Source organism: Actinomadura miaoliensis, from assembly GCF_039536785.1.
GTDB lineage: Bacteria > Actinomycetota > Actinomycetes > Streptosporangiales > Streptosporangiaceae > Spirillospora > Spirillospora miaoliensis.
The window spans coordinates 1-21,122 of sequence record NZ_BAAAZG010000028.1 but is presented as its reverse complement, the minus strand read 5'-3'; the positions used below and the strand labels follow the sequence as shown (position 1 = coordinate 21,122).

At 73.3% G+C, this 21,122-nt stretch carries 21 protein-coding genes; 14 read left to right on the top strand and 7 right to left on the bottom strand.

Annotated elements, in window-relative coordinates:
• Nucleotides 1-32: 32 nt before the first annotated feature.
• Nucleotides 33-1,403, top strand: coding sequence for a family 2B encapsulin nanocompartment shell protein (locus ABD811_RS21290; protein WP_344950360.1), 1,371 nt, complete (start codon nucleotides 33-35; stop codon nucleotides 1,401-1,403).
• Nucleotides 1,400-2,566: a polyprenyl synthetase family protein gene (locus ABD811_RS21285; RefSeq protein ID WP_344950357.1), complete on the top strand. Its 1,167-nt coding sequence runs from the start codon at nucleotides 1,400-1,402 to the stop codon at nucleotides 2,564-2,566. The genes ABD811_RS21290 and ABD811_RS21285 overlap by 4 nt, the downstream gene beginning before the upstream one ends.
• 148 nt (nucleotides 2,567-2,714) lie before the next feature.
• On the opposite strand, the gene ABD811_RS21280 is transcribed toward ABD811_RS21285, so the two are convergent.
• Nucleotides 2,715-2,846: a hypothetical protein gene (locus ABD811_RS21280; RefSeq protein ID WP_344950355.1), complete on the bottom strand. Its 132-nt coding sequence runs from the start codon at nucleotides 2,844-2,846 to the stop codon at nucleotides 2,715-2,717.
• A gap of 294 nt (nucleotides 2,847-3,140) precedes the next feature.
• Here ABD811_RS21280 and ABD811_RS21275 point away from each other — a divergent pair, with 294 nt between their 5' ends.
• A complete protein-coding gene (locus ABD811_RS21275) occupies nucleotides 3,141-3,926 on the top strand; it encodes an esterase/lipase family protein (RefSeq protein ID WP_344950353.1) in 786 nt (261 codons plus the stop codon).
• A 9-nt stretch (nucleotides 3,927-3,935) separates the two neighbouring features.
• On the opposite strand, the gene ABD811_RS21270 is transcribed toward ABD811_RS21275, so the two are convergent.
• From ABD811_RS21270 to ABD811_RS21250, 5 genes are all read right to left on the bottom strand, one after another.
• Entirely contained in the window at nucleotides 3,936-4,766 is an 831-nt protein-coding gene (locus tag ABD811_RS21270) for an ABC transporter permease (protein ID WP_344950350.1), read from the bottom strand.
• Nucleotides 4,763-5,686, bottom strand: a complete 924-nt coding sequence (locus ABD811_RS21265; RefSeq protein ID WP_344950347.1) for an ABC transporter ATP-binding protein — start codon at nucleotides 5,684-5,686, stop codon at nucleotides 4,763-4,765. The genes ABD811_RS21270 and ABD811_RS21265 overlap by 4 nt, the downstream gene beginning before the upstream one ends.
• Nucleotides 5,683-6,795: a hypothetical protein gene (locus tag ABD811_RS21260; RefSeq protein WP_344950344.1), complete on the bottom strand. Its 1,113-nt coding sequence runs from the start codon at nucleotides 6,793-6,795 to the stop codon at nucleotides 5,683-5,685. The genes ABD811_RS21265 and ABD811_RS21260 overlap by 4 nt, the downstream gene beginning before the upstream one ends.
• A gap of 49 nt (nucleotides 6,796-6,844) precedes the next feature.
• Entirely contained in the window at nucleotides 6,845-8,602 is a 1,758-nt protein-coding gene (locus ABD811_RS21255; protein WP_344950341.1) for a glycoside hydrolase family 3 protein, read from the bottom strand.
• A 96-nt stretch (nucleotides 8,603-8,698) separates the two neighbouring features.
• Nucleotides 8,699-9,361 carry a DUF5701 family protein gene (locus ABD811_RS21250; protein WP_344950339.1) on the bottom strand — a complete coding sequence of 221 codons (663 nt, stop codon included), beginning with the start codon at nucleotides 9,359-9,361 and terminating at the stop codon, nucleotides 8,699-8,701.
• Between the two features lie 98 nt (nucleotides 9,362-9,459).
• On the opposite strand from ABD811_RS21250, the gene ABD811_RS21245 reads away from it, so the two are divergent.
• Nucleotides 9,460-9,711, top strand: coding sequence for a hypothetical protein (locus ABD811_RS21245; protein WP_344950336.1), 252 nt, complete (start codon nucleotides 9,460-9,462; stop codon nucleotides 9,709-9,711).
• A gap of 134 nt (nucleotides 9,712-9,845) precedes the next feature.
• On the opposite strand, the gene ABD811_RS21240 is transcribed toward ABD811_RS21245, so the two are convergent.
• Nucleotides 9,846-11,030 carry a zinc metalloprotease gene (locus ABD811_RS21240; RefSeq protein ID WP_344950333.1) on the bottom strand — a complete coding sequence of 395 codons (1,185 nt, stop codon included), beginning with the start codon at nucleotides 11,028-11,030 and terminating at the stop codon, nucleotides 9,846-9,848.
• Between the two features lie 376 nt (nucleotides 11,031-11,406).
• Here ABD811_RS21240 and ABD811_RS21235 point away from each other — a divergent pair, with 376 nt between their 5' ends.
• The 10 genes from ABD811_RS21235 (at nucleotide 11,407) to ABD811_RS21190 (ending at nucleotide 21,060) form a co-directional block, all read left to right on the top strand.
• Nucleotides 11,407-12,168: a GntR family transcriptional regulator gene (locus ABD811_RS21235; protein ID WP_344950330.1), complete on the top strand. Its 762-nt coding sequence runs from the start codon at nucleotides 11,407-11,409 to the stop codon at nucleotides 12,166-12,168.
• An 89-nt stretch (nucleotides 12,169-12,257) separates the two neighbouring features.
• The gene (locus tag ABD811_RS21230; protein ID WP_344950327.1) at nucleotides 12,258-13,661 is read left to right on the top strand and encodes a hypothetical protein; all 1,404 of its coding nucleotides are present in this window, start codon (nucleotides 12,258-12,260) and stop codon (nucleotides 13,659-13,661) included.
• 8 nt (nucleotides 13,662-13,669) lie between these two features.
• Nucleotides 13,670-15,124, top strand: coding sequence for a PTS ascorbate transporter subunit IIC (gene ulaA / locus ABD811_RS21225; RefSeq protein WP_344950324.1), 1,455 nt, complete (start codon nucleotides 13,670-13,672; stop codon nucleotides 15,122-15,124).
• Nucleotides 15,125-15,153: 29 nt separating this feature from the next.
• On the top strand, nucleotides 15,154-15,453 hold the full coding sequence (locus ABD811_RS21220; RefSeq protein ID WP_344950321.1) for a PTS sugar transporter subunit IIB: 300 nt from the start codon (nucleotides 15,154-15,156) through the stop codon (nucleotides 15,451-15,453).
• Nucleotides 15,454-15,491: 38 nt separating this feature from the next.
• Nucleotides 15,492-16,226: an SIS domain-containing protein gene (locus tag ABD811_RS21215; RefSeq protein WP_344950317.1), complete on the top strand. Its 735-nt coding sequence runs from the start codon at nucleotides 15,492-15,494 to the stop codon at nucleotides 16,224-16,226.
• A 24-nt stretch (nucleotides 16,227-16,250) separates the two neighbouring features.
• Complete coding sequence (locus ABD811_RS21210; RefSeq protein WP_344950314.1) at nucleotides 16,251-16,847, top strand: TetR/AcrR family transcriptional regulator; 597 nt, start codon at nucleotides 16,251-16,253, stop codon at nucleotides 16,845-16,847.
• A gap of 53 nt (nucleotides 16,848-16,900) precedes the next feature.
• The gene (locus tag ABD811_RS21205) at nucleotides 16,901-18,100 is read left to right on the top strand and encodes a geranylgeranyl reductase family protein (protein WP_344950312.1); all 1,200 of its coding nucleotides are present in this window, start codon (nucleotides 16,901-16,903) and stop codon (nucleotides 18,098-18,100) included.
• Between the two features lie 941 nt (nucleotides 18,101-19,041).
• Nucleotides 19,042-20,079, top strand: a complete 1,038-nt coding sequence (locus ABD811_RS21200) for a C2 family cysteine protease (protein WP_344950309.1) — start codon at nucleotides 19,042-19,044, stop codon at nucleotides 20,077-20,079.
• Between the two features lie 2 nt (nucleotides 20,080-20,081).
• Nucleotides 20,082-20,348 (top strand): DUF6406 domain-containing protein, encoded by a 267-nt coding sequence (locus ABD811_RS21195; protein WP_344950306.1) that lies wholly within the window; start codon nucleotides 20,082-20,084, stop codon nucleotides 20,346-20,348.
• Between the two features lie 343 nt (nucleotides 20,349-20,691).
• Nucleotides 20,692-21,060, top strand: a complete 369-nt coding sequence (locus ABD811_RS21190) for a phage holin family protein (protein WP_344950303.1) — start codon at nucleotides 20,692-20,694, stop codon at nucleotides 21,058-21,060.
• The last annotated feature ends 62 nt before the right edge of the window (nucleotides 21,061-21,122 follow it).

The window sequence follows — 21,122 nt, the reverse complement described above, 5'->3', positions numbered from 1 at the left end:
TCGTCCATCCGTGATGGCGGGAGGAGCAGGTCGTGACGGTCGAGCAGTTGAGCCTGAGCACGGCGGCGGCGCGCAATCTGGCGACCACCACCAAGTCCAGGCCGCAGATGCAGGGCATCACGCCGCGGTGGCTGCTGCGCGTGCTGCCGTGGGTGCAGGCGCCCGGCGGCGCCTACCGGGTGAACCGCCGCCTGACCTACCGGGTGGGCGACGGCCGGGTGACGTTCGTGGTCAGCGCCGGGCAGGTGCGGGTGGTGCCGCCCGAGCTGGCCGAGCTTCCGGCGCTGCGCGGCCTGGACGACGGCGAGGTCCTGGAGGGCCTGGCCGGACGGTTCGCGCAGCGCGTGTACGAGCCCGGCGACACGATCGTCGAGGCCGGGCGGCCGGTCGACCGGGTCGTGCTGATCGCGCACGGCAAGGCCGTCAAGCTCGGCGCGGGGGAGTACGGGGGCCTCACCCGGCTCGGGGTGCTGGCCGACGGCGAGTTCTTCGGCGACCGCGCGCTGCTGGGCGGGGACGAGCGCTGGGAGTTCACCGTCCGGGCGCTCACCCCCTGCACGGTGCTGACGCTGCCGCGCGCCGACATCGACGAGCTGACCGGCCGGTTCGACGCGCTGCGCGCCCACCTGGAGGAGCATCGGTCGGCGGCCCTTCCCCCGCACAACCGGCACGGCGAGGCCGCCATCGAGCTGGCGTCCGGTCACGAGGGCGAGCCGGTGCTGCCGGGCACGTTCGTCGACTACGAGCTCGCGCCGCGCGAGTACGAGCTGGCCGTGGCGCAGACGCTGCTGCGCGTGCACACCCGCGTCGCAGACCTCTACAACAGCCCGTACGACCAGGTGGGCGAGCAGCTGCGGCTGACCATCGAGGCGCTGCGCGAGCAGCAGGAACGCGAGATGGTCAACAACCGTGACTTCGGGCTGCTGCACAACGTGGACCTGCGTCAGCGCGTCCAGACCGACGGCGGGCCGCCCACGCCCGACGATCTGGACGAGCTGCTGAGCCGCCGCCGGGGCACCCGGGTGTTCCTGGCGCATCCGCGTGCGATCGCCGCGTTCGGCCGCGAGTGCAACCGGCGCGGCGTGTACCCGCGTCCGGTCGAGCTGGACGGGGCCCGCGTGCACGCCTGGCGCGGGGTGCCGCTGCTGCCGTGCGACAAGATCCCGGTCAGCCGCCGGGGCACCAGCGCGATCCTGGCGATGCGGCTCGGCGAGGACAAGCAGGGGGTGGTCGGCCTGCGGCAGACCGGCATCCCCGACGAGGTGTCGCCCGGCCTGTCGGTGCGCTTCACTGGCATAGACGAGCGGGGAATTCTGTCGTACCTGGTCAGCACCTACTTCTCGGCCGCGGTGCTGGTGCCCGACGCGCTGGGCATGCTGGAGAACGTGGAGGTCGGCCGGTGAGCGCCGCCATGCCGGCCGCCGAGCCCCCGGCCGTCGAGCCCGCTGCCGCCGAACCCCCGGCCGCCGAGCACCAGGGGGGCGCGCCGCGCTCGGCGGCGGAGGTGCTGGCCTGGAGCCGCGCCCTGGTCGACCCGGGCCTGCGCGCGGTCGTCGACGGCATGCCCGACGAGGTGCGGGCCGTCACCGCCTACCACTTCGGCTGGCTGGACGAGCGCGGGCGGCCCGTCGCCGGCGGCGGCGCGGGCAAGGCGCTGCGCCCCGCGCTGGCGCTGCTGTCGGCGGAGGCCGTCGGCGGCGCCGCCGCCGACGGACTGCCCGCCGCGCTCGCCGTCGAGCTGACGCACAACTTCTCGCTGCTGCACGACGACGTGATGGACCGCGACCGCACCCGCCGCCACCGGCCCACGGCGTGGAGCGTGTTCGGCGCCAACCCGGCGATCCTGGCCGGGGACGCCCTGCTGGCCTGCGCCTTCGAGAGCCTGGCGGGCGCCCCGTCCGCATGGCCGCCCGCCGGGCACGCGCCGGCCGAGCACGGGGTGGCGAAACGCGTGCCGGTCGAGGGCGTGCTGGCCGAGGGCGTGCGGACGCTCAGCCGCGCCGTGCTGGACCTGGTGGAGGGCCAGTGCGCCGACGTGTCGTTCGAGACGCGCACCGACGTGGACGTGCCCGAATGCCTGCGCATGGCCGAGCACAAGACCGGTGCGCTGCTGGCCGCCTCGTGCGCGCTCGGCGCCGCGTACGGGGGTGGGACGCCGCCGCAGATCGGGGGGCTGCGGCGGTTCGGCGCACGCATCGGCCTGGCGTTCCAGCTCGTCGACGACCTGCTGGGCATCTGGGGCGATCCGGCCGTCACCGGCAAGCCCGTCCACGCCGATCTGCGCCGCCGCAAGAAGTCGCTGCCCGTGGTGGCCGCGCTGGCGTCGGGCACCGCGGCGGGCGGCGAGCTGGCCCGCCTCTACCTGCGCGACGGCCCGCTGCCCGAGGGCGACGCCGCCCGCGCCGCCCGGCTGGTCGAGGAGGCGGGCGGCCGGGCCTGGGCACGGCAGCGGGCCCGCCGCCTGAAGGCCGAAGCCCTCGCCGAGCTCGACGCCGCCGCCCCGGTCGAGCGTCCCCGCGCCGAGCTGCGCGCCCTGGCGCACCTGGTCCTCGACCGCGACCACTGAGCCGTTTATCCGCCGCCTCGGGCACCAGCGCCGCCTCAGTCCCCCACGGGCGGCGCTGGGGCGGCGGCGGGTTCGATCGTATGTTCGAGTAGGGTTGCGGTGTGCGTGCGACCGGCCGTGACCATGTCCCGTTCCTGTGTCCCCAGGGTCATCCGCTGGGCCCCGGACGGGTGATCGTCGGCTGGTCGCCGTGCATCTGCCCGCCGTGCGTGCGGCGCGGGCCCGGGTTGCGCGGCCACCGCACGTACCTGTGCCTGGCCTGCAAGGACGAGCGGGTCACGTCGATGTGCTACCTGCCGTACCACGTGGGCGGGTCACCCGGCGCGCGGCCGGGTCCCCGACCTCGCGGGGGAGCGCCCGCGCGGCCGTCAGCGTCGGCAGCAGATCCGGTTCGAGGGTGAGCGCGCCGGTCCCGTCACCGGCTGCTTGTCGATGCCTGTCGTCCCGCCCTTCCAAGGGCCGCGTCCTGCCGACGTTGACCGAGAGCACGATCCCCATGAGCCGACGCTGAGCACGTGCCTTCTGGATGTCGAACGGCTTCCTGACGCGTTGGAGGGTGGGGAAGGGAGGCGCGATGTGGGTGCTGGGCGGGTTGAGCCCCCGGCGGCGGGCCCTGGTCGTCGGAGTGGCCGTGCTGGTGGCCGTGGTCGTCGCGGTGGTCGCGGTGCGGGTCGTCGGCGGCGGCGGTGACGGCGACGCGCCGCCGCAGGACCGGCCGGGGCCGGTGGTGCTGGTCCCCGGGTACGGGGGCGGTGCGGGCGGGCTGCGCGTGCTGGCCGACCGGCTGCGGCGGGACGGACGGCAGGCGTTCGTCCTGGACCTCCCCGGCGACGGCACCGGCGACCTGCGCGAACAGGCCCGCGCCCTGGACCGCCGGGTCGGCGAGGCGCTGCGCGGCGGCGCGCCGTCGGTGGACGTGGTGGGGCACTCGGCGGGCGGGGTCGTGGCGCGTTTGTGGGCGGCGGAGCACGACGGGGCGCGCAAGGCACGGCGGATCGTCTCGCTGGGCTCCCCGCACCGGGGCGCCCAGCTCGCGGCGGCCGGGACGGCGTTCGGCGCGGCGGCGTGCCCCGCCGCGTGCCGGCAGCTCGCGCCCGGCAGCGACCTGCTGCGCGACCTGGGCGGCCGGGTACCCGGCCGGCCCGCCTGGATGTCGGTGTGGACGAGCCTGGACGAGACGGTGACGCCGCCGGAGTCGGCACGGCTGGGCGGGGCGGTCAACGTCGTCGTCCAGGACGTGTGCCCGAACGCGCGCACCGGCCACGCCGACCTCCCGTCCGACCCCTACGTCATGGGGATCGTGCTGCGCGCGCTCGGCACCGCGCCGCTGACCGAGCCGAGCGGATGCGCACCCGCGTGAGCGGCCGCGTCAGGTGGTGACGTCGCGGGTGGCGAAGTTGGCCCACGCGGCGGCCAGCAGCAGGCCCACGTACACGGCCTGCAGGGCGACTCCGCGTTGGACGTCGTGCCACAGGATCGGATCGCGGAAGAAGTCGATCCAGCTCAGCCAGTAGCGCGTGACCAGGTACGGGTGGACGGACGCGGCGGCGTCCACCGTCACAAGCACCTGGCTGGTCACCAGTGCGGCCAGCGCCCCGAGCGCGGCGCCCAGCGGTGAGTCGGTGACCGTGGACAGGAACAGCGCGATCGCGCCCACCCCCAGCATCGACCAGCCGATGTAGAGGACGGCCAGGGCGATCCGCACGACGACCTGCCGCGTCGACAGGCCCGTCCCCGACACGGAGGTCACCAGGTCCGCGCCCGCCAGGGACGTGGCGGGCTCGTTGCCGAACACCGCGACGCCGATGCCGTAGGAGGTGAGCGCGACCGCCACCACGGCCAGCAGCACGTACGCGACGAGCGCGACCAGCTTGGCCACCAGCAGCCGGGTGCGTCCCACCGGACGCACCAGCAGGTAGCGCAGCATGCCCGACCCCGCCTCGCCGGCGATGGCGTCGCCGCCGACCACCGCCACCGACACCGGCAGGAACAACGGCAGCACCATGGCCAGCGCGGCGGCCGGGTAGAGCATGCCGTTCGACAGCACCGCCGACAGGAACGCGGGCCCCTGGCCGGGCGCCGGGGCGACCTCGGTGACGCCGAGGAACACCGCGACGACGGCGGGCAGCCCGCACAGCAGCGCCAGCGACACCCAGGTGCGGGGGCGGCGCAGCATTTTCACCAGCTCCGTGCCGATCATCGGCGGTCCCGGCCCTCCCGGTCGACGCGGTCGGCGCCGGGGCCGGTGACGTCCAGCACGACCTCCTCCAGCGAGCGGTGCCGCACCCGCATCTCGCTGACGCGCAGGCCCTCGCCGACCAGGCGCGCGTTCAGCTCGGCGGGGTCGGCGGCGCGCACCACGAGACGGTCGCCGTCGCGTTCCTCGACGCGGCCGTCCAGCAGGGCGACGACCCGGTCGGCGTCGGGGGTGCGGACCGTCACCCGGCCGGTGGGCGCGCGGATCGCCGCCATCGACTCCTCCAGGACCAGGCGGCCGCGGTCCATCACGCCGACGCGGGTGCAGAACTGCTCGACCTCGGACAGCAGGTGGCTGCACAGCAGCACGGTGGTGCCCGCCGCGTTCAGTTCCTCCAGCAGTGCGCGCACCTCCCGGATGCCGCGCGGGTCGAGCCCGTTGGTGGGCTCGTCCAGGATCAGCAGGCGGGGTTCGCGCAGCAGCGCGGCGGCCATGCCGAGACGCTGCCGCATGCCCAGCGAGTACGTCCTGACCGGCCGGTCGTCGACGCCGCCGAGCCCCACGCGTTCCAGGGCGGCGTCGATACGGCGCCGCCGCCCCGAGCGGCCGCCGCCCGGCCCCGCCGCGTCCAGCAGCCGCAGGTTGGCCCGTCCGGACAGGTGACCGTACGCGCCCGGCCCCTCGACCAGCGCGCCGACCTGCGGCAGCACCTCGCGGGCGCGGCGCGGCATCGGCCGCCCCAGCACCTCGATCTCACCGGACGTGGCGAACACCAGCGCCAGCAGCATCCGCACGAGCGTGGTCTTGCCCGACCCGTTGGGGCCGAGCAGGCCGTAGCGGTCGCCCTCCCGCACGTTCAGGTCGACCCCGTCGACGGCGGTGATCCGGCCGAACCGCTTCGTCAGCGCCCGTGTGACGATCATGCGCCCAGCTCTCTGGCGGCGTCCCGCAGCAGCTCCGGCCGTACCGCGCCGACCAGCAGGAACGTGCGGACGTCGGCGTACGGCCGCAGCAGCATCGCGGTGGCCACCGACGACCGCACCATCAGCGCGTCGGCGCCCGGCCCGACGTCCACCCGTCCCGCCCCGGCGCTCTCGGCGGTCTCGAACACGCGGCGCCCGTACCGGCCCGGCAGCGGCGCCACGACCAGCGAGGAGAAGCCGCCGTCGTACGCGCGGACGGCGGCGACCGACGGCGTCGAGTCCAGGACGGGGCGCCCGGCGAGCCGCGGCGGGAGGCTCTCGGCCGTCCGCGACGCCAGCCGCGCCAGCAGGTCGAGCGTGTCGACCTGCGCGGTGGCGACCCCGGGCGCGGGCCGCGGCGCGACGGCCGACGCGGCGGGCCTGCGCTGCCGCAGGTCCAGGAAGCGGGTGTGCAGGGCGGTGCGTCCGGTGTCGCGCGCGGTGACCCGCACCTCGACGGCCAGGCCGCTGCGCGGGTCGGCCCACACGTCGACGTGACCGACCGTGGTGTCGCGGTCGGCGGGCACGACGCGCAGGCCGGACGCCGAGCGGCCCGCCACCCGCCGCGCCGGCAGCGCGGTGACGCGGTCACCGGGCGCGGCCAGGCGCAGCAGGCGGCGGGCCAGGTCGGGCGGCATCAGGTCGGCGGCCCCGGGCAGCTGCACGGCGGGCCGGCCGGTGGCGCGCACGAGCAGGTCGCGTTCGTAGTCCCAGGTCGCCGTCTGGTGGCCGGAACGCAGGTAGTCGCGTTCGCCGGTCGCGGTGAGCAGGGCGATGCGCCAGCGCCGCGGCCCGTCGTACCAGGCCCGCATGCGGGACGTGCCGCCGAGCAGCCCGGTGACGTCCTCCAGCCCGGGCAGCCGGGGCAGGCCGAGCGAGCCGTGGCTTTCCACCAGCCCCTCATAGGGCAGCCCGGCCGAGCCCTGGATGAGCCGCCGGAGCCCGGCGGTGCCGGGACCGCCGGACTCGGCGGGGTAGGCCGCGACCGCGAACGGCGTCGCGCCGAGCATCGTCGCCAGCCCGGCGACGACGAACCACCGGCGCCGCGCCTCCCGCCGGACCACACTCACCTTTGCCACGGTACGTCCCGGCCGCCCGTTTCATGACCATGCTCGGCGATCAGTAACGCAGGCCGTGCCCGTACGGGTAGAGCCCGGCGATGGACACCGGCAGCCGTCCGCCCGGCTGCCTGCCGAACACCACCTCGGCCGCGGCCCGGTGCATCGTCATGTCGACCCGCTGCGTGCGGGCGGTGGTGGCGTAGCTCGCGACGTACGCCCGGACGTCGGGGTAGGACTCGATGTCGTACGGCAGCCCGGTCGCGAGCGCCGCGACCGGCTTGCCGGTGGCCTGCAACGCGCGCACCAGCTCGGCCTGGCCCTCCGGCAGGGTCTTGGACGAGTACGTGGCGACCAGCACCCGGTCGGCGTCGCGCGCCCGCCGCACCGCCTCGGCGATCTCGGCGTCGGTCGGGTCGGTCGTGGCGGCCTGCCAGGACGTCACCGGCCCGGCGGCGACGGCGTCCACGGCCCGCGCGAGCTGCTCGGTCTGCACCACCCCGGCGACGAGCGTGCGCTCGCGCGCCCGCCGGTCGAACGGCAGCACGCCCCCGTCGTTGCGCACCAGCGTCGTCGCGGCGACGCCCATCTCCAGGGCGCGCCGCTGGAACGCCGCGTTGCCCGCCACCTTCTCGGCGGCCCGCGGACTGACGTACCTGCGCTGGAACGCGCCGTACTTGCACTTGAGCTCCAGCACGCGGCGCACCGACTCGTCCACCCGCGTACGCGGCAGCTCACCCGAGCGCACCGCGTCCAGCAGCGCGCCGACGGCGTCCACGTGGGTGGCGTACTCGCCGGTCGACATGATGACGTCCGCCCCGGCCTTGACGGCCATGACCGTGGCCTCGCGGGTGCCCCAGTTCTCGTCGATGGCGTCCATGTCCATGCCGTCGGTGACGATCAGCCCGCGGTAGCCCAGTTCGCCGCGCAGCAGCCCGGTCAGCACCTTCGGCGACAGCGTGGCGGGCAGCGTGGGGTCGACGGCCTTGACGACCACGTGCGCGGTCATGATCGCGTCGGCGCCGGCGTCGATCGCGGCGCGGAAGGGCGGCAGGTGCACGCGGTCCAGCGTCGCGCGGTCGTAGGCGACGGTGGGCAGCCCGAGATGGCTGTCGTGCTCGGTGTCGCCGTGCCCGGGGAAGTGCTTGGGCGTCGCGACGACCCCGGCGGCCCGGTACGCGCGCACCTGAGCCTGCGTCAACCGGCTGACCAGGCCGGTGTCCTCGCCGAACGACCGGACGCCGATGATCGGGTTGCGCGGGTTGGTGTTGACGTCGGCGACCGGCGCGTAGTTCCAGTGGAACCCCATCGCGCGCGCCTCGGCCGCCGTGATGACCGCGGCGGCGCGCGCGTGCTGTGGGTCGCGCGCGGCGCCGAGGCCCATCGCGTTCGGCAGCGGCGTGGTGCCCTCGCGCACGTTGTGCGTGGTGCCGAACTCGAAGTCGCCGGACACCAGCAGCGGCAGCCCGAGCCGCGTGCCGGCCGCCCACCGCTGCACCTGGTTGGAGTAGCGGGCGGCCAGCTCCGGGGTGCGCGGCTCGGAGGTGATGACGGACCCGATGTTCAGTTCCTGGATCGAACGCCGGGTCTGCTCGTCGGGCATGCCGTCGGGCCCGTCGTGCGTGATGGCCATGACCATCTGCCCGACCTTCTCGGCGTCGGTCATCCGGCCGAGGACGGCCGCCGGATCACACGAGCCCGCGGGGGCGCCCCTGCCCGCGTCCGCGTGCGCGTGCGCGGGCAGGGGGGAGGCCAGCGTGAGGCCGGCGGCGGTGGTCAGGACGGTGGCGAGCATGCGGTGTCGGCTGTTGGGGGGCATCCCGCTCCTTCCGGGGCGAAGATCGAACTGCCGGTCCTTACCGGTCTAGACCGCTATGGACCGGCCGTCAACACCCCGGCCGCCGACGCCCCGGCTTCAGGTTCCGGCGGCGGCGCGCCCGGCGGCGGAGGCCATCCCGAGCCAGCTGTGCGGGTTGCCCGCCCAGCACCAGCCGAGCTTGGGCGCGTTCTGGCTGATCCAGATCGCGGGGACGCGGCGGTCGCCGCAGCGCGAGCCGCCCAGGGAGAAGCACTTGTTCTTGGCCAGCGCCGCCGGGTACTGCGTCACCAGCGCGATGCCCTCCTCGATCGTCAGTGGCGTGCGTCCGCGGTCGGCGATCGCGGCCATGGCGTCCTCGGGGACGGCCCCGCAGAACTCCTCGCCGCGCTCCACGTCGAACAGCACGTAGGCGTGCGCGTCGGGAAGCTCCACCTCCTTGGTCGGCGTGAAACGGATGAGATCGCCGTCGGCGAAGTGGCGATCGACGACACCGGGCTTGGTACGGCCCGCCAGCGTGGTGAGCGCGACAGCCCGCTCGACCGGCACCACCTCCCTGGTCACCACCAGGACGAACGGAACGCGCCCCTCCTCCGGCGCCACCGCCACCGCCGCCCCGCCCCGTTCCGTCACGGTCTCCCGCAGCGGTGCGAGCAGGGCGCCGAACTCGGCGGCGGTCAGGCCAGCGGCCTCGGGGTGGCCGCGGTCCAGCAACGTCCGGACCTGGCGATCGAACTCGGCGGCTGCGTCAAAGGCGGTCATGGGCTCTCCTCCCGATCGGGCGACAACTCCGTACAACATACAGAGAAAAGCCCCCTATTCCCCGGCATGCCCGCGTCCCGCACGGGAAGGGCGACGCCATGACCGAACAGCCGAGGGAACGTCCCGCCGAGGAACCGGGCGAGCCGCCCGTCGAGCGCCCCGCCGAGCCGGAGGACGCGACCGGCCCGCCCCGCAGCATCCAGGGCGAGGAGATGGACGCCGACGTCCCGGAGCAGACCGCCGAACCCGAGGAGGACGGCACGACCTCCGGACGCACCGAAGACCTGGACGACGACTACCTGGCCGAGGACGGCTACACCCCGGGAACGGCCGAACGCCCCCTGGACTGAGCACCGGGCGGGCTCATCTCGCGATCACCAGCGCGCCGGCCGTGCGGGAGACGACGGTGATGGCCTGCCGCGCCCCGGCGGGAAGGTGAGGTCGGGCGTCGCATCGACGCTTCTCCCGCGACGAGCCCGGCCGGTCACCCGCCGGTGCCGCGGGCGACGACGCCCAGCATGTCGCGGATCTCGCCGAGCAGCTCGGTGGTCAGCCGCTCGGTGTCGTGGAGCATCCGCTCCACCTCGCCGTCGGGCCTGGCGCCGGGCTTCACCATGCCGGCCGTCGCCGCCGTGGGCTGCACCGCTGCGGGCTGCGCTGCCGCCGCGGGCTGTGCGGCGGGGGCGGGGGCGGCGGGGGCGCGCCGCATCTGCGCGACCAGGAACGCGGCCCGGGCGCCTTCGAGGCAGGCGTCCATGCGCTCCTTCTGGCCCACCGTGAACATGAACATGGCGCGGTCGTCGACGTAGTCCATGTAGTTCATGAACATGTCGCCGTTGGGCCCGTTGTCGCAGGTGATGTGCGGGAAGGCGGGCACCCCGCGGTTGGCGTCGGCCTGGTTGGGCGTGTCGGACACCCGGTCGTCGTTGCTGCACGCGCCGTCGTCGTCCCCCCAGATGTGGAACAGGTCCAGCCAGTGGCCGATCTCGTGGGTCGCGGTGCGGCCCCCGTCGAAGGGGAACGCCGCGGTGCCGGTGTTCCCGAAGGCCGAGTTCAGGATCACCACGCCGTCGGTCTGCGGGGGGCCGCCGGGGAACTGGGCGTAGCCCAGCAGGCCGTCGCCGAGCTGGCAGACCCACATGTTGAGGTACTGGTCGGTCGGCCAGGGGTCGGCGCCGCCGGTGGCGCTCGCCTTCACCGGGTCGCGCACCGGAGGGGAGACCGAGTCGTCGACCGCCGGGAAGAACTCCCGGCCGGTCTCGACCCGGATGATCCCGTCGGTCGGATTGCCGAGCGGGTCCTGCGTGGCGAGCCGGAACTCGATCTGGGTATCGGCGACCAGCGGCCGCCACACCTCCGGCACCTGCGACACGTCGGGATTGGCGGCCCGGTAGTCCAGGTTGAGGACGTCGATCTGGCTGTGGATCTGCCGGTCGTCGATGTTCTGTTCCGGGTTGGTGGGGTTGTGCACGACGTGGACGACCACGGGGATGGTCACCACGCCCCGGTGCACCGGGCTGCGCCGGCCGGTCCTGTACTGGAGCGCCCGGTTCTCGATCCGCGCGCGCTGCGCGCGATAGGTCGTGCTCTCGTTGAGCAGATGGCGATGGATGTGCATCGCGCCGCACAGGTCCCGGCTGGGCGGCGGGAAATGCGGGGTCTCGGTCATGGGAATTACCTCCAGGGCGAGCGGGAGCGGCCCGCATCAGGTGCGAGACGCGATCCCGGCTCGATGAGGGGCTTCTACCCGACGCCTCCCGCGACCGAGCGAAAGAGAGCCTAAACATGCTCAATATAAGCATTTGCCCGTTATGACCAATATAGTCAAAATGTCAATATTCGCGAGGGGAATGATCGACGGCGGCGAAACGCGGGCGTTGCGGTCCGCGGACCGGCTCGCGGGGTGATCGACGCGGGCCGGTCCGCTCAGGGGGGCGGCGCCTGACCTGAAGAAACGCCTCGTCGGCGGCCGGGGGGCGGCTGAGCCGGGCCCGGCGGAAAAGTGGTATTGACCACTTGGGTGGCCGACCGTACCGTGGGTGGCGATGGGAACGACGGCGAGAGGCGCGGACGGCCTGCGATCCGGTGACGGGGGGCAGCCGGCACCGACGAAACGGCGGGCGGTGCGGCGGGAGTTGCTGGCGATGCTGGACGCGCTGGAGGTCGGTGACGCGCTGCCGTCCGAACGGCGCCTGGCCGAGGAGCTGGGCGTGTCGCGGCCGACGCTGCGCGCGGCGATCGACGGGCTGGTCGCCGAGGGGCGGCTGGAGCGGCGGCACGGGAGCGGCACGTACGTCGCCGAGCCCCGGATCGCGGTGCCGCTGACGATGACGTCCTTCACCGAGGACATGATCCGGCGCGGGATGCGGCCCGGCGGGCGGGTGCTGTCGTTCCGGGTCGAGGCGGCGGGCGCCAAGATCGGCCGCAGGCTGTCGCTGTCGCCGGTGGAGGAGGTCTTCACCATCCGGCGGCTGCGGCTGGCCGACGGTTCCCCGATGGCCATCGAGACGCTGCACATGGCCCGGGCGCTGCTGCCCGGCCTGCGCCGGGAGGACCTCGAAGGCCGGTCGTTCTATGAGCTGCTGCGGGAGCACGGCGTCGTGCTCGGCGCGGGGGTGGAGACGATCGAGCCGACCGTCACCACGCCGGAGGAGGCGGAGGTCCTGGGCGTGCCGGTGCACGCCCCTGCGTTCCTGTTCGAGCGGCTGACCCGCGACGACCGGGGGAGTCCGGTGGAGTTCGTCCGCTCGGTGTACCGCGGGGACCGGTACCGGCTGGAGCTGGAGCTCAGACCGCCCGGCGACTGATCCCAATTGGTCAATACCAGTCGATTCGTCCGCGCCGACCCGGGAGGCGCAGCGCCCGAGGAGAGGGAGGGCACCCCTTGAGGAGATGCTTGAAGGTCACCATGGCGGCCGCGGGGGCGACCGCCATGGCGGCCGCCTCCGCCGCGCGGCCGGTCGCCGCGGAGTCCGCGTCCGGGGCCGCCGCGAGGGGGGCCGGCGGCGCCGGACGCAAGGGCTGGACGCTGGTCGCCCGGGAGGGCTTCGACCGGCCGCTGACCGTCGACGGCGCGCCGTGGCGGCTGGACCCGCACGGACCGCGCAGCCCCTGGCACGTCGACGCGTTCGACGACGACGGCGAGGCGTGGAGAAAGATCAGCGGACCCGCGTTCGAGCGGCAGCTCGCCACGCTCAACGTGTTCCGCAAGCGCGTCGCGTTCGGCCGGAACGGCTGGCTCACCGCCGAGATCGCCGCCGTCGACAAGGACCGCGACAACCGTCCCGACTCCCGGCCGGGCCTGGCGAACGCCACGCTGCCGGACGGGCAGCGGGTCGGGCGCATCTCCGAGCCGAGCTGGGACGCCGGGGTGCTGATCCGTCCCACCCGCCCCCTGCCCCGGCACTACCGCGTGGAGATGACGCTGCGCGGCATCGACTTCGGCGGCAAGCGCGGCGGCACGTTCGACTACGACGGCAAGCACAACGGCTACACCAGGGAGCCCTGCAAGACCCGCTTCCCGTGGACGTTCTGGGGCGCGCTGGACGGCAAGACCAGGTGCGAATACCCCGACGTCACGCGAGAGAACGGGTTCTACTACCTGACGATCCTCGACTACGCGACCCCGGCGCCGCACGGCAACCCCGGCATCCACTTCCGGCGCAAGGTCATCATGGACGGCTACTACAGCGACGACGACCGCTGGAAGAACGCCGGGACCTGCGACCCCAAGACGCGGCAGATCTACCGCACCTTCGACGGCACCTTCAACGGCGTCAACGCCCTGTTCGTTCGCGGCGACAAGTTCCGCGAGGCCGCCAACAACAACGTCAGCAACGAGTACTACATCAAGACCCCGTGCGGGAACGTCTCGATGGACCGGCCGTACGGGCCGGGCGGCCGTTTCCAGGGCCACCTCACCAGCGTCGAGCTGCGCCCGGAACTGCTGCCCCAGGCCGCCTACCGGTTCGCGGTGGAGCGTGACGACTCCGGCTACACGCTGGAGATGAGCGGCCCGTTCCGGCACACCGGCCAGACCACGCTGCGCGTCCGCCACCAGTTCGTGGAGGACGGCCGCCCGATCTGGCACTACAACCAGACGCCCGGCGAGTACGACGGGCGCTTCGACCGAAGGCTCGTCCACACCGGCCCCGCCGGCACCCACACCACCGAGCACACCTGGCCCAAGGGCTCGGCCTACCCCGACTCGTTCATCATCGGCGACCCCCACCTGAACTACTACGAGGGGTCGGCGCTGGTCGACGACATTCGCCTCTACGTCCCCGACAACGCGAGGTGACACCCCCCATGGACATCGTGAAGGACGTCCTCACCTTCCTGGCGGACAACGTGTTCGGCCAGGTGCCCATCCTCATCGGGCTGATCACGCTGATCGGCCTGCTCCTGCAGCGCAAGCGCCTGGAGGACGTGCTGGCGGGCGCGCTGCGCGCCACGATCGGCGTCGTCATCCTGTTCATCGGCGTGGAGGTGTTCACCGGCGGCCTGACCAGCTTCCAGACGGTGCTGGCCAGCGCCATGGGCACCGAGCCGCCCAAGGCCGACCACACGCTGGCCGAGTTCCTGTCCCGCCAGGGCGGCACGGTCGCGCTGGTGATCACCGTGGCGTTCCTGGTGCACGTGGTGATCGTCCGGCTGTTCCCGGCGGCCCGGTACCTGTACCTGACCGGGCACCTGATGTTCTGGATCAGCACCGTCACGGTGGCGGCGCTGGTCACCATCGCACCGGACGCCGACCAGCTCACCCTCGTGCTGTGCGGCGCCGGGTTCGTGGCCGCCTACTGGACGCTGCAGCCGCTGTGGATGCGGCCGCTGATGCGCCGCGCCATGCCGGACGACCGGTTCGGGTTCGCCCACACCAGCTCGCTGGCCGCGCTCGTCACCGGGTACGTGGCCCGGCCCTTCGGGGACCGCGAACGGCACGACACCGAGAAGCTGAAGCTGCCGCGCCAGCTGTCGTTCTTCAAGGACATCAACGTCAGCACCGCCCTGATCATCTCGGTGATCATGCTGGCGGCGGTGGCGTTCGCCGACGACGCGGTGGTGACCAAGCTGGCCGCCGAGATGGACGAGAAGCTGTCGCCGTGGGTGTGGGGCCTGCTGGTGGGCCTGCGCTTCGCGGGCGGCATCGCGATCCTGCTGTTCGGCGTGCGGATGTTCCTGGCCGAGATCGTGCCCGCGTTCAAGGGTTTCAGCGACCGGGTGATCCCCGGCACCCGGCCCGCGCTGGACGCCCCGACCGTCTTCCCCGTGGCGCCCACCGCCGTCATGATCGGGTTCGTGTCCGCGCTGGCGGTGTTCCTGGCCTGCCTGGCGGGGTTCGCCGCGGCCGGCTGGTTCACCCTGGCCCCGCCGATGATCATGCTGTTCTTCGTGGGCGGCGCGGCCGCGCTGTTCGGCAACGCGGTGGCGGGCTGGCGCGGCGCGGTCATCGGCGGCGTGATCAGCGGCCTGACGCTGGCCGTCGGGCAGGCCGTCACCTGGGACCTGTTCGACCGCACCGCGCCCGAGCTGGCCACCCTCGCCGACCCCGACTGGTACGCGATCGCCTGGCTGCTCAAGGCCGCCGACCCGCTGGTGGGCGGCGCCGCCGTCTGGGCCGTCCCGGTGGTGGCGCTCGCCGCGACCGTCGTCACCCTGGTCGTCCTCGGCCGCCGGGAGAGCCGCCGTGAGGCGGTGGCGGGGGACGCCGCCGGCAAGGACGCCGGTTCGGGCAAGGACGCCGAGGCCGTCTCCGGCGCGTAACTGGCACCGACGAGAAGGAGAGAGAGAACATGGCACTGGACCGCAGGCTCGAAGTGCTCGCCGTCTGCGGCGTCGGCATGGGGTCGAGCCTCATGCTCAAGATGACCGCCGAGGACGCGCTGCGCTCGCTCGACGTGGACGCCCGGGTGGAGAACACCGACATCTCCACCGCCCGGGGGATGACCCCCGACGTCGTCATCGGCCAGGGCATGCACACCGCCGAGATCGCCGACCTGGCGCCCGTCGTCATCACGGTCACCGACTTCCTCGACCGGGACGGTCTGGAGAAGCGGCTGCGCGAGGCGTTCACCGCGCAGGGCTGGCTCTGACCCCCACCGATCACACCCCCCGAAGGAGGCTGCGCCCGATGCCTGAAGGGCATCCCGCCCTGGTCCGCGCCCTGCTCGACGACCTCGACGAACGATCCGCCAAGCCGATCGGCGACGCCGCCGCGCTGGTGCTGGAGGCCATCGCCGCCGACGGCCTGGTGCACGTCGGCGGTGCCGGGCACTCCCTGGCCCTGGTGTGCGAGACGTTCTACCGCGCCGGGGGCCTGGCGTGCGTGCGGCCGCTGTGGGACCCGTCCGTCCTGCCGCTGAACGACGCCCTGGCCAGCACCGACGCCGAACGCCGTCCCGGCCTCGGCCTGTCGGTGGTGCGGGCGGCCGACCCGTCGCCCCCGGACGTGGCGGTGGTGTTCTCCACCAGCGGGCGCAACCCCTACCCCGTGGAGATCGCCCGCGAGTGCGCCGCGCGCGGCGTCCCGGTCATCGCCGTGACGTCGCCCGAGGCGTCCCGGCACGCCGCGGCGCGGGCGGAGAGCCGGCTCACCGACCACGCCACGGTCGTCGTCGACACCGCCGTGCCGCCCGGCGACGTCGTCCACCCGCCGGGCGCGGCCCGCACCGCCGCCGCCTCCACCATCCTGGCCGCCTACGCGTGGACGCGGCTGCTGGCCGAGTTGCACGACCTGGCCGCCGGACGCGGCCTGGACCTGCCGTGCTGGACCAGCGCCAACGTCCCCGGCGGGGACGAACGCAACCGGCACCTGCTGGAGCGCTACCGCCACCGCGTCCCCGAGCTGGGCGGCCCGCCGGACTGACCGGCCGGTTATACGCTCGTCGGCATGGGACGACCGCCGCGCCATGACGCCGACCGGTTGCTCGACGCCGCCGCCGACCTGGTGGCGGAGTCCGGGCCGCGCAACGTCACGGTCGCCGCGGTCGCCCGTACCGCCGGAGCCCCCAGCGGCTCGGTGTACCACCGCTTCCCGGGGCTGCCCGCGCTGCTGGCGGCCCTGTGGGTGCGCACCGTCGAACGCTTCCAGGAGGGGCTGTACGACGCGCTGCGGCTCGACCCGCCGTGCCGGGCGGTCATCGCCGCGTCCCGGCACACGCTGGTGTGGAGCCGCGAGCACCCGCGCGACGCGCGCATCCTGCTCTACAGGCCCGCCGACTTCGACGAGCCGAACTGGCCGCCGGAGACCCGCGAGCGCCTGCGCGCCGCCAACCGCCGCGTCCTGGCCGAGGTGCGGGCCCTCGGCGGCCGGCTGGGCCTGGACACCCCCGAGGGCCTGGAACGCCTGTACCAGATCGTCGCGGACCTGCCGCTCGCGGTCGCCCGGCGGCACCTGTCGACGTCCCGCACCATCCCCGAGTACGCCGAGACGATGCTGGTGGCCAACCTGGAGGCGCTGCTGGCGGGCGATCCAGCGGCACAGTGACCGCATGTGGTCACTTCGTCACTCAACGGTCGTCCGCCGGGAACGATCGGGCCGTGACCGATGTGATCGTGGTCGGCGCGGGACCCGCGGGCTCGGCGGCGGCCTGCCACCTGGCCCGCGCGGGCCTGGACGTCCTGCTGCTGGAGAAGGCCGCGTTTCCGCGCGAGAAGGTCTGCGGTGACGGCCTGACACCCCGCGCGGTCCGCGAGCTGATCACCCTCGGCGTCGACCTGGACCGCCCCGGCTGGGCGCGCAACCGCGGCGTCCGCCTGGTCGCTGAGGGACGCGCACTCGACCTGCCCTGGCCCGACGGCACCGCGTTCCCCGCCTTCGGCCTGCTGCGCACCCGCCGCGACTTCGACGAACTGCTGGCCCGCCGCGCCGTGGCCTGCGGCGCCGTGCTGCGCGAACGCACCCGGGTGACCGGCCCGCTGCTGGACGACCGCACCGGCCGCGTCGTCGGCGTCACCACCGACGCCGGCGCCCTCGAGGCGCGTCTCGTCGTCGCCGCCGACGGCGCCTCGTCCCGCCTCGCCGTCGCGCTCGGCCTGCGCCCCCGCGCCGACCGTCCCGTCGGCGTGGCGGTGCGCCGCTACTTCCGCAGCCCGCGCCACGACGACGACATGCTCGAATGCCACCTCGACGTCGTGCCCGCCGGCTACGGCTGGGTGTTCGGCATGGGCGACGGCACCTGCAACGTCGGCGTCGCCCTGCTGCGCCGCACCCACCACGACCCGCGCCGCCTGATGGACTCCTGGACGGCCGCGCTCCCGCCCGCATGGGGCCTGACTCCCGAGAACGCCACCGGCCCCGTCCGCGGCGCCGCGATCCCGACGGGCTTCGCCCGGCTGCCGCACTACCGCCCCGGCCTGCTGCTGGTCGGCGACTCGGGCGGCATGGCGAACCCGATGAACGGCGAGGGCATCACCTACGCCCTCGAATCCGCCCGCATCGCCGCCGACGTGATCGTCCAGGCCCTGGCCCGCCCGACGGCGTCCCAACGCGAACGCGTCCTCTACACCTACCCGCAGGCCCTGAGATCGTCCCTCGGCGGCCCCTTCACCCTGGGTCGCTGGTTCGTCAACGCGATCGAGAACCCCCACATCATGCGCCTGGCCACCCGCCAGGGCCTGACGCACCCCTCTCTCATGCGCCTGGCCATCCGCATCCTGGCCAACCTCACCGACCCGTCCCCCCGCACCCCCACCGACCACCTGGCCCAAGCCCTAACCCACCTAACCCCCGCCCCCTGACGAACCCGTTCGCTCTCGTCACCCCGCTGGAGCACGACGGCTGACAGCAAAGGGGCCACCGAGGCGGGTCGCGGGGTCCGCCCTACCGCAGCTGCGGGGCCACAAAGACGACGCCCAATCCGCCTGGCCGTGAATGGCGAAGATCCATCTATAGCCGCTTGGGTAATCTGTGGCACGCGTCCCTCCGCAGTCGCCCGGAGGTATCCGGGATGGGGCATGGTCCCCGGCCGGCATTCGAAAGGACCGACGACGTGGCCGTCGATCGCCCGGGTAAAGACACTGACACTCGCGTCGAGCCGGTCCAGAATCCGCAACTGGACAAACCGCCGCCGCCCCCGCCCGACCAACCGGATTCTCCCAGCCGGCCCTCCCGCGCCGAAAGCAGGGCCGCCGCCCAAGCTCCCCCCGGGGATCGTGCTGGCACGAGCACCAGCCAGAGGGCTTCCAAGGTGGAACACCTCAAGAAGCCGTCGGCTTCGGACAAGCCGTCCGCGCTTCCTCCTGACCGGCCAGGGGCACCAGGGCAGCCCTCCCGCGCCGAAAGCAGGGCCGCCGCCCAAGCACCTCCGGAGAATCCGGAAGACGCAGGGACGTTCAGGCGAGACACCAAGGCAGCGCCCGCCGGAAAGCGGCCGGCCTCGGATAGGGGGTCCGCGCTCCCAGCTGCGCGTCCCGGTGCGCCAGGGGACGGGTCACAGGCAACCGACGAATCGTCCGATCTAAATGACGAGGCAGCGCTCAAGAATGAGGGCGATGCACCCGGCCAGGCACACGGAACCGGGGAAGCACGCGGACCTCGAGACGGTGCCTCCCGCACCGAAAACCGCGACGCCCGCCAAGCCGCCCCCCAGGGGGATCGCCAAGGCGATCAGGCGCGACCGGAGGCCGGTACAGAAGCGGAAGGCGACCAGCCGCCCCGAAGGGAGATGTCCGGTGAAGGCATGCCTGATGATGATGCCCGGACAGCCGATGGGGACGAGCATGACGTGGAGGGCAGCCTATCCGACCGGTTCAATCGAGTTTTCGGCAGGAAGATTCTCGGGAGGTCGGAGCATGCCGACGACCCCCGAGAGCTGACTGACACGATCGACCGGCCGGCCTTTCAGGATCCCAGAGAGAAACCTGAGAAGGTGCCGGATCGGTACGGGACTCCACTGGAACGGCCTGACGGAACGCGGACTCCGCTGTTCGACGGTGAGCCGGTGCGCGAGCAGGCCAAACAGGGCAGGCTCAACGATTGCGGCATCATCGCCGCTCTCGGTGCGGTAGCCGGACATCGTCCCGAAGCGATCCGGGACTGCGTTCGGGAAACCGATGACGGCAACTACGAGGTGCGCCTCCACGAGACGCGGTTCTCTCCCTCGAAGAGGCGCTACGAACCCACCGGGCGGTCCATCGTGCTGACCGTCACTCCGGAACTCCCGGTCTTCGACGCCAAGCCGCACATGCCGGCCTTCGCGGATTCGGTCGAGACCAAGGCCGCGTGGGCGCCTGTGCTGGAGAAGGCCATCGCCGGAAGCGATCGGACGTGGCACGACGAGCGACGTGCCATGGAGAACCGTCTGTGGGAAGCCAAGGGGAAAACCGGAGAGCCGCCGACCGGGTATGTCCGGCTGAATCAGGGCAGCAAGCCCCGCGATCGCGCCGAGCTGCTCACCCAGCTCACCGGTCGGCCGGCCCGGAGCGTGGAGTTTCCCGAGTACGACAGCCAGGGGCGAACTCCCGACAAGCAGTTGCTTGAGGACTTCCGTCGGCGACTGGCCGACCGCAAGCCGGTACTGGTCGGTACGCGTGACAAACGGCCGGACGAGTCATTTCTCCCCAACAATCTGGCGGATGGTCATGCCTATGAGGTGACCAAGGTCGACGAGCGCGGCATGATTCATCTCCGCAACCCCTGGAACGCACACCATCCCCGTCCGATGGGGATCAGGGATTTCAAGGCCTACTTCAAACCTCGCTACATCACTCTGGAGTAATCGTGGCTCGTGAAGAGATATGGCTCGGCCCCCACCTGCAGGCCAACACCGAGGTCGCGGGAAAGCCCGCCAGCTTCGGGGTTATCGGCGTTGATGCGCGGGAGGGGCATCCCCTCACCGTTCGCCTTGGAGCCGCCACCGACGAGGAGCATGTTCTCGACCTGCGCCCCGGCGACACGTTCCCCGTCTATGACCAGACGTGGAAGATCGACCGTGTCGAGGACGCCGGCAGCCCCGACTGGTCCGTAGTGCTGGTCAGGGTGAAATAGCGTCGTGCAGGCTTGATCCGCGGACCCCGGTTCGCCGGGGCCGGGCGAGCGCTGATTGCACCCGCGTGGGCCGGCCGTGCGCAGCCTGCGGACCGCCTTGGCCAGGGCCGCCGCCGTCGACGGGCTTGCGCACCACGTCGTCAACGACGCCATCGGCGTACGGCCCAGCAGATCACTGCTGCGAGACCGGCCGGGGTGTTGTCGGCCTGGAAGGCGTCGTGGTGTCGGCAGTACGGCCGCTTGGGGGGATGGTGGGCCTGGCCGCGGCGGATTGGTGGGGGGTTGGTGGGGGTGGGTTGGGGTGGGGATGCTTAGGGGCGTGGGGGTGGGTAAGGGAAAGGGCATGGCAAAGCAGGCCCCGCAGGAGGTGCTCGTACAGAGCATGGAGATCACGCGGGACGTGGCCGAAGCGGCGCAGCGGGAGATGTGGGACAAGGCGCAGCGCCGGCTGCCGGCCGTGCAGATGGGCATGGTGGCGGGGACCCTCGGCGCGCTGGCGACCGCGGCCTCGTATCGGCTGAGCGTTCTGCTGCTGGAGAAGAAGCTGCGGCCCGAACTCGCCGCGGCCGTGGCGGCCGCCGCGTACGGCGGCGGGGCGGGGGCGGCGGCGATGGTGGCGGCGCGACGCTGGCGGGGGCACCCGGTGCCGCTGCCGACCGAGACCGCCCGCAAGGTCGCCGAGATCCTCGCGGACGCGGCGGGCGGCGACTAGGGCCTGTTCGTGGTCCAGATCAGTCACAGTCGAGTGACTCTGCCCGCGCCGGAGCGGGAGCA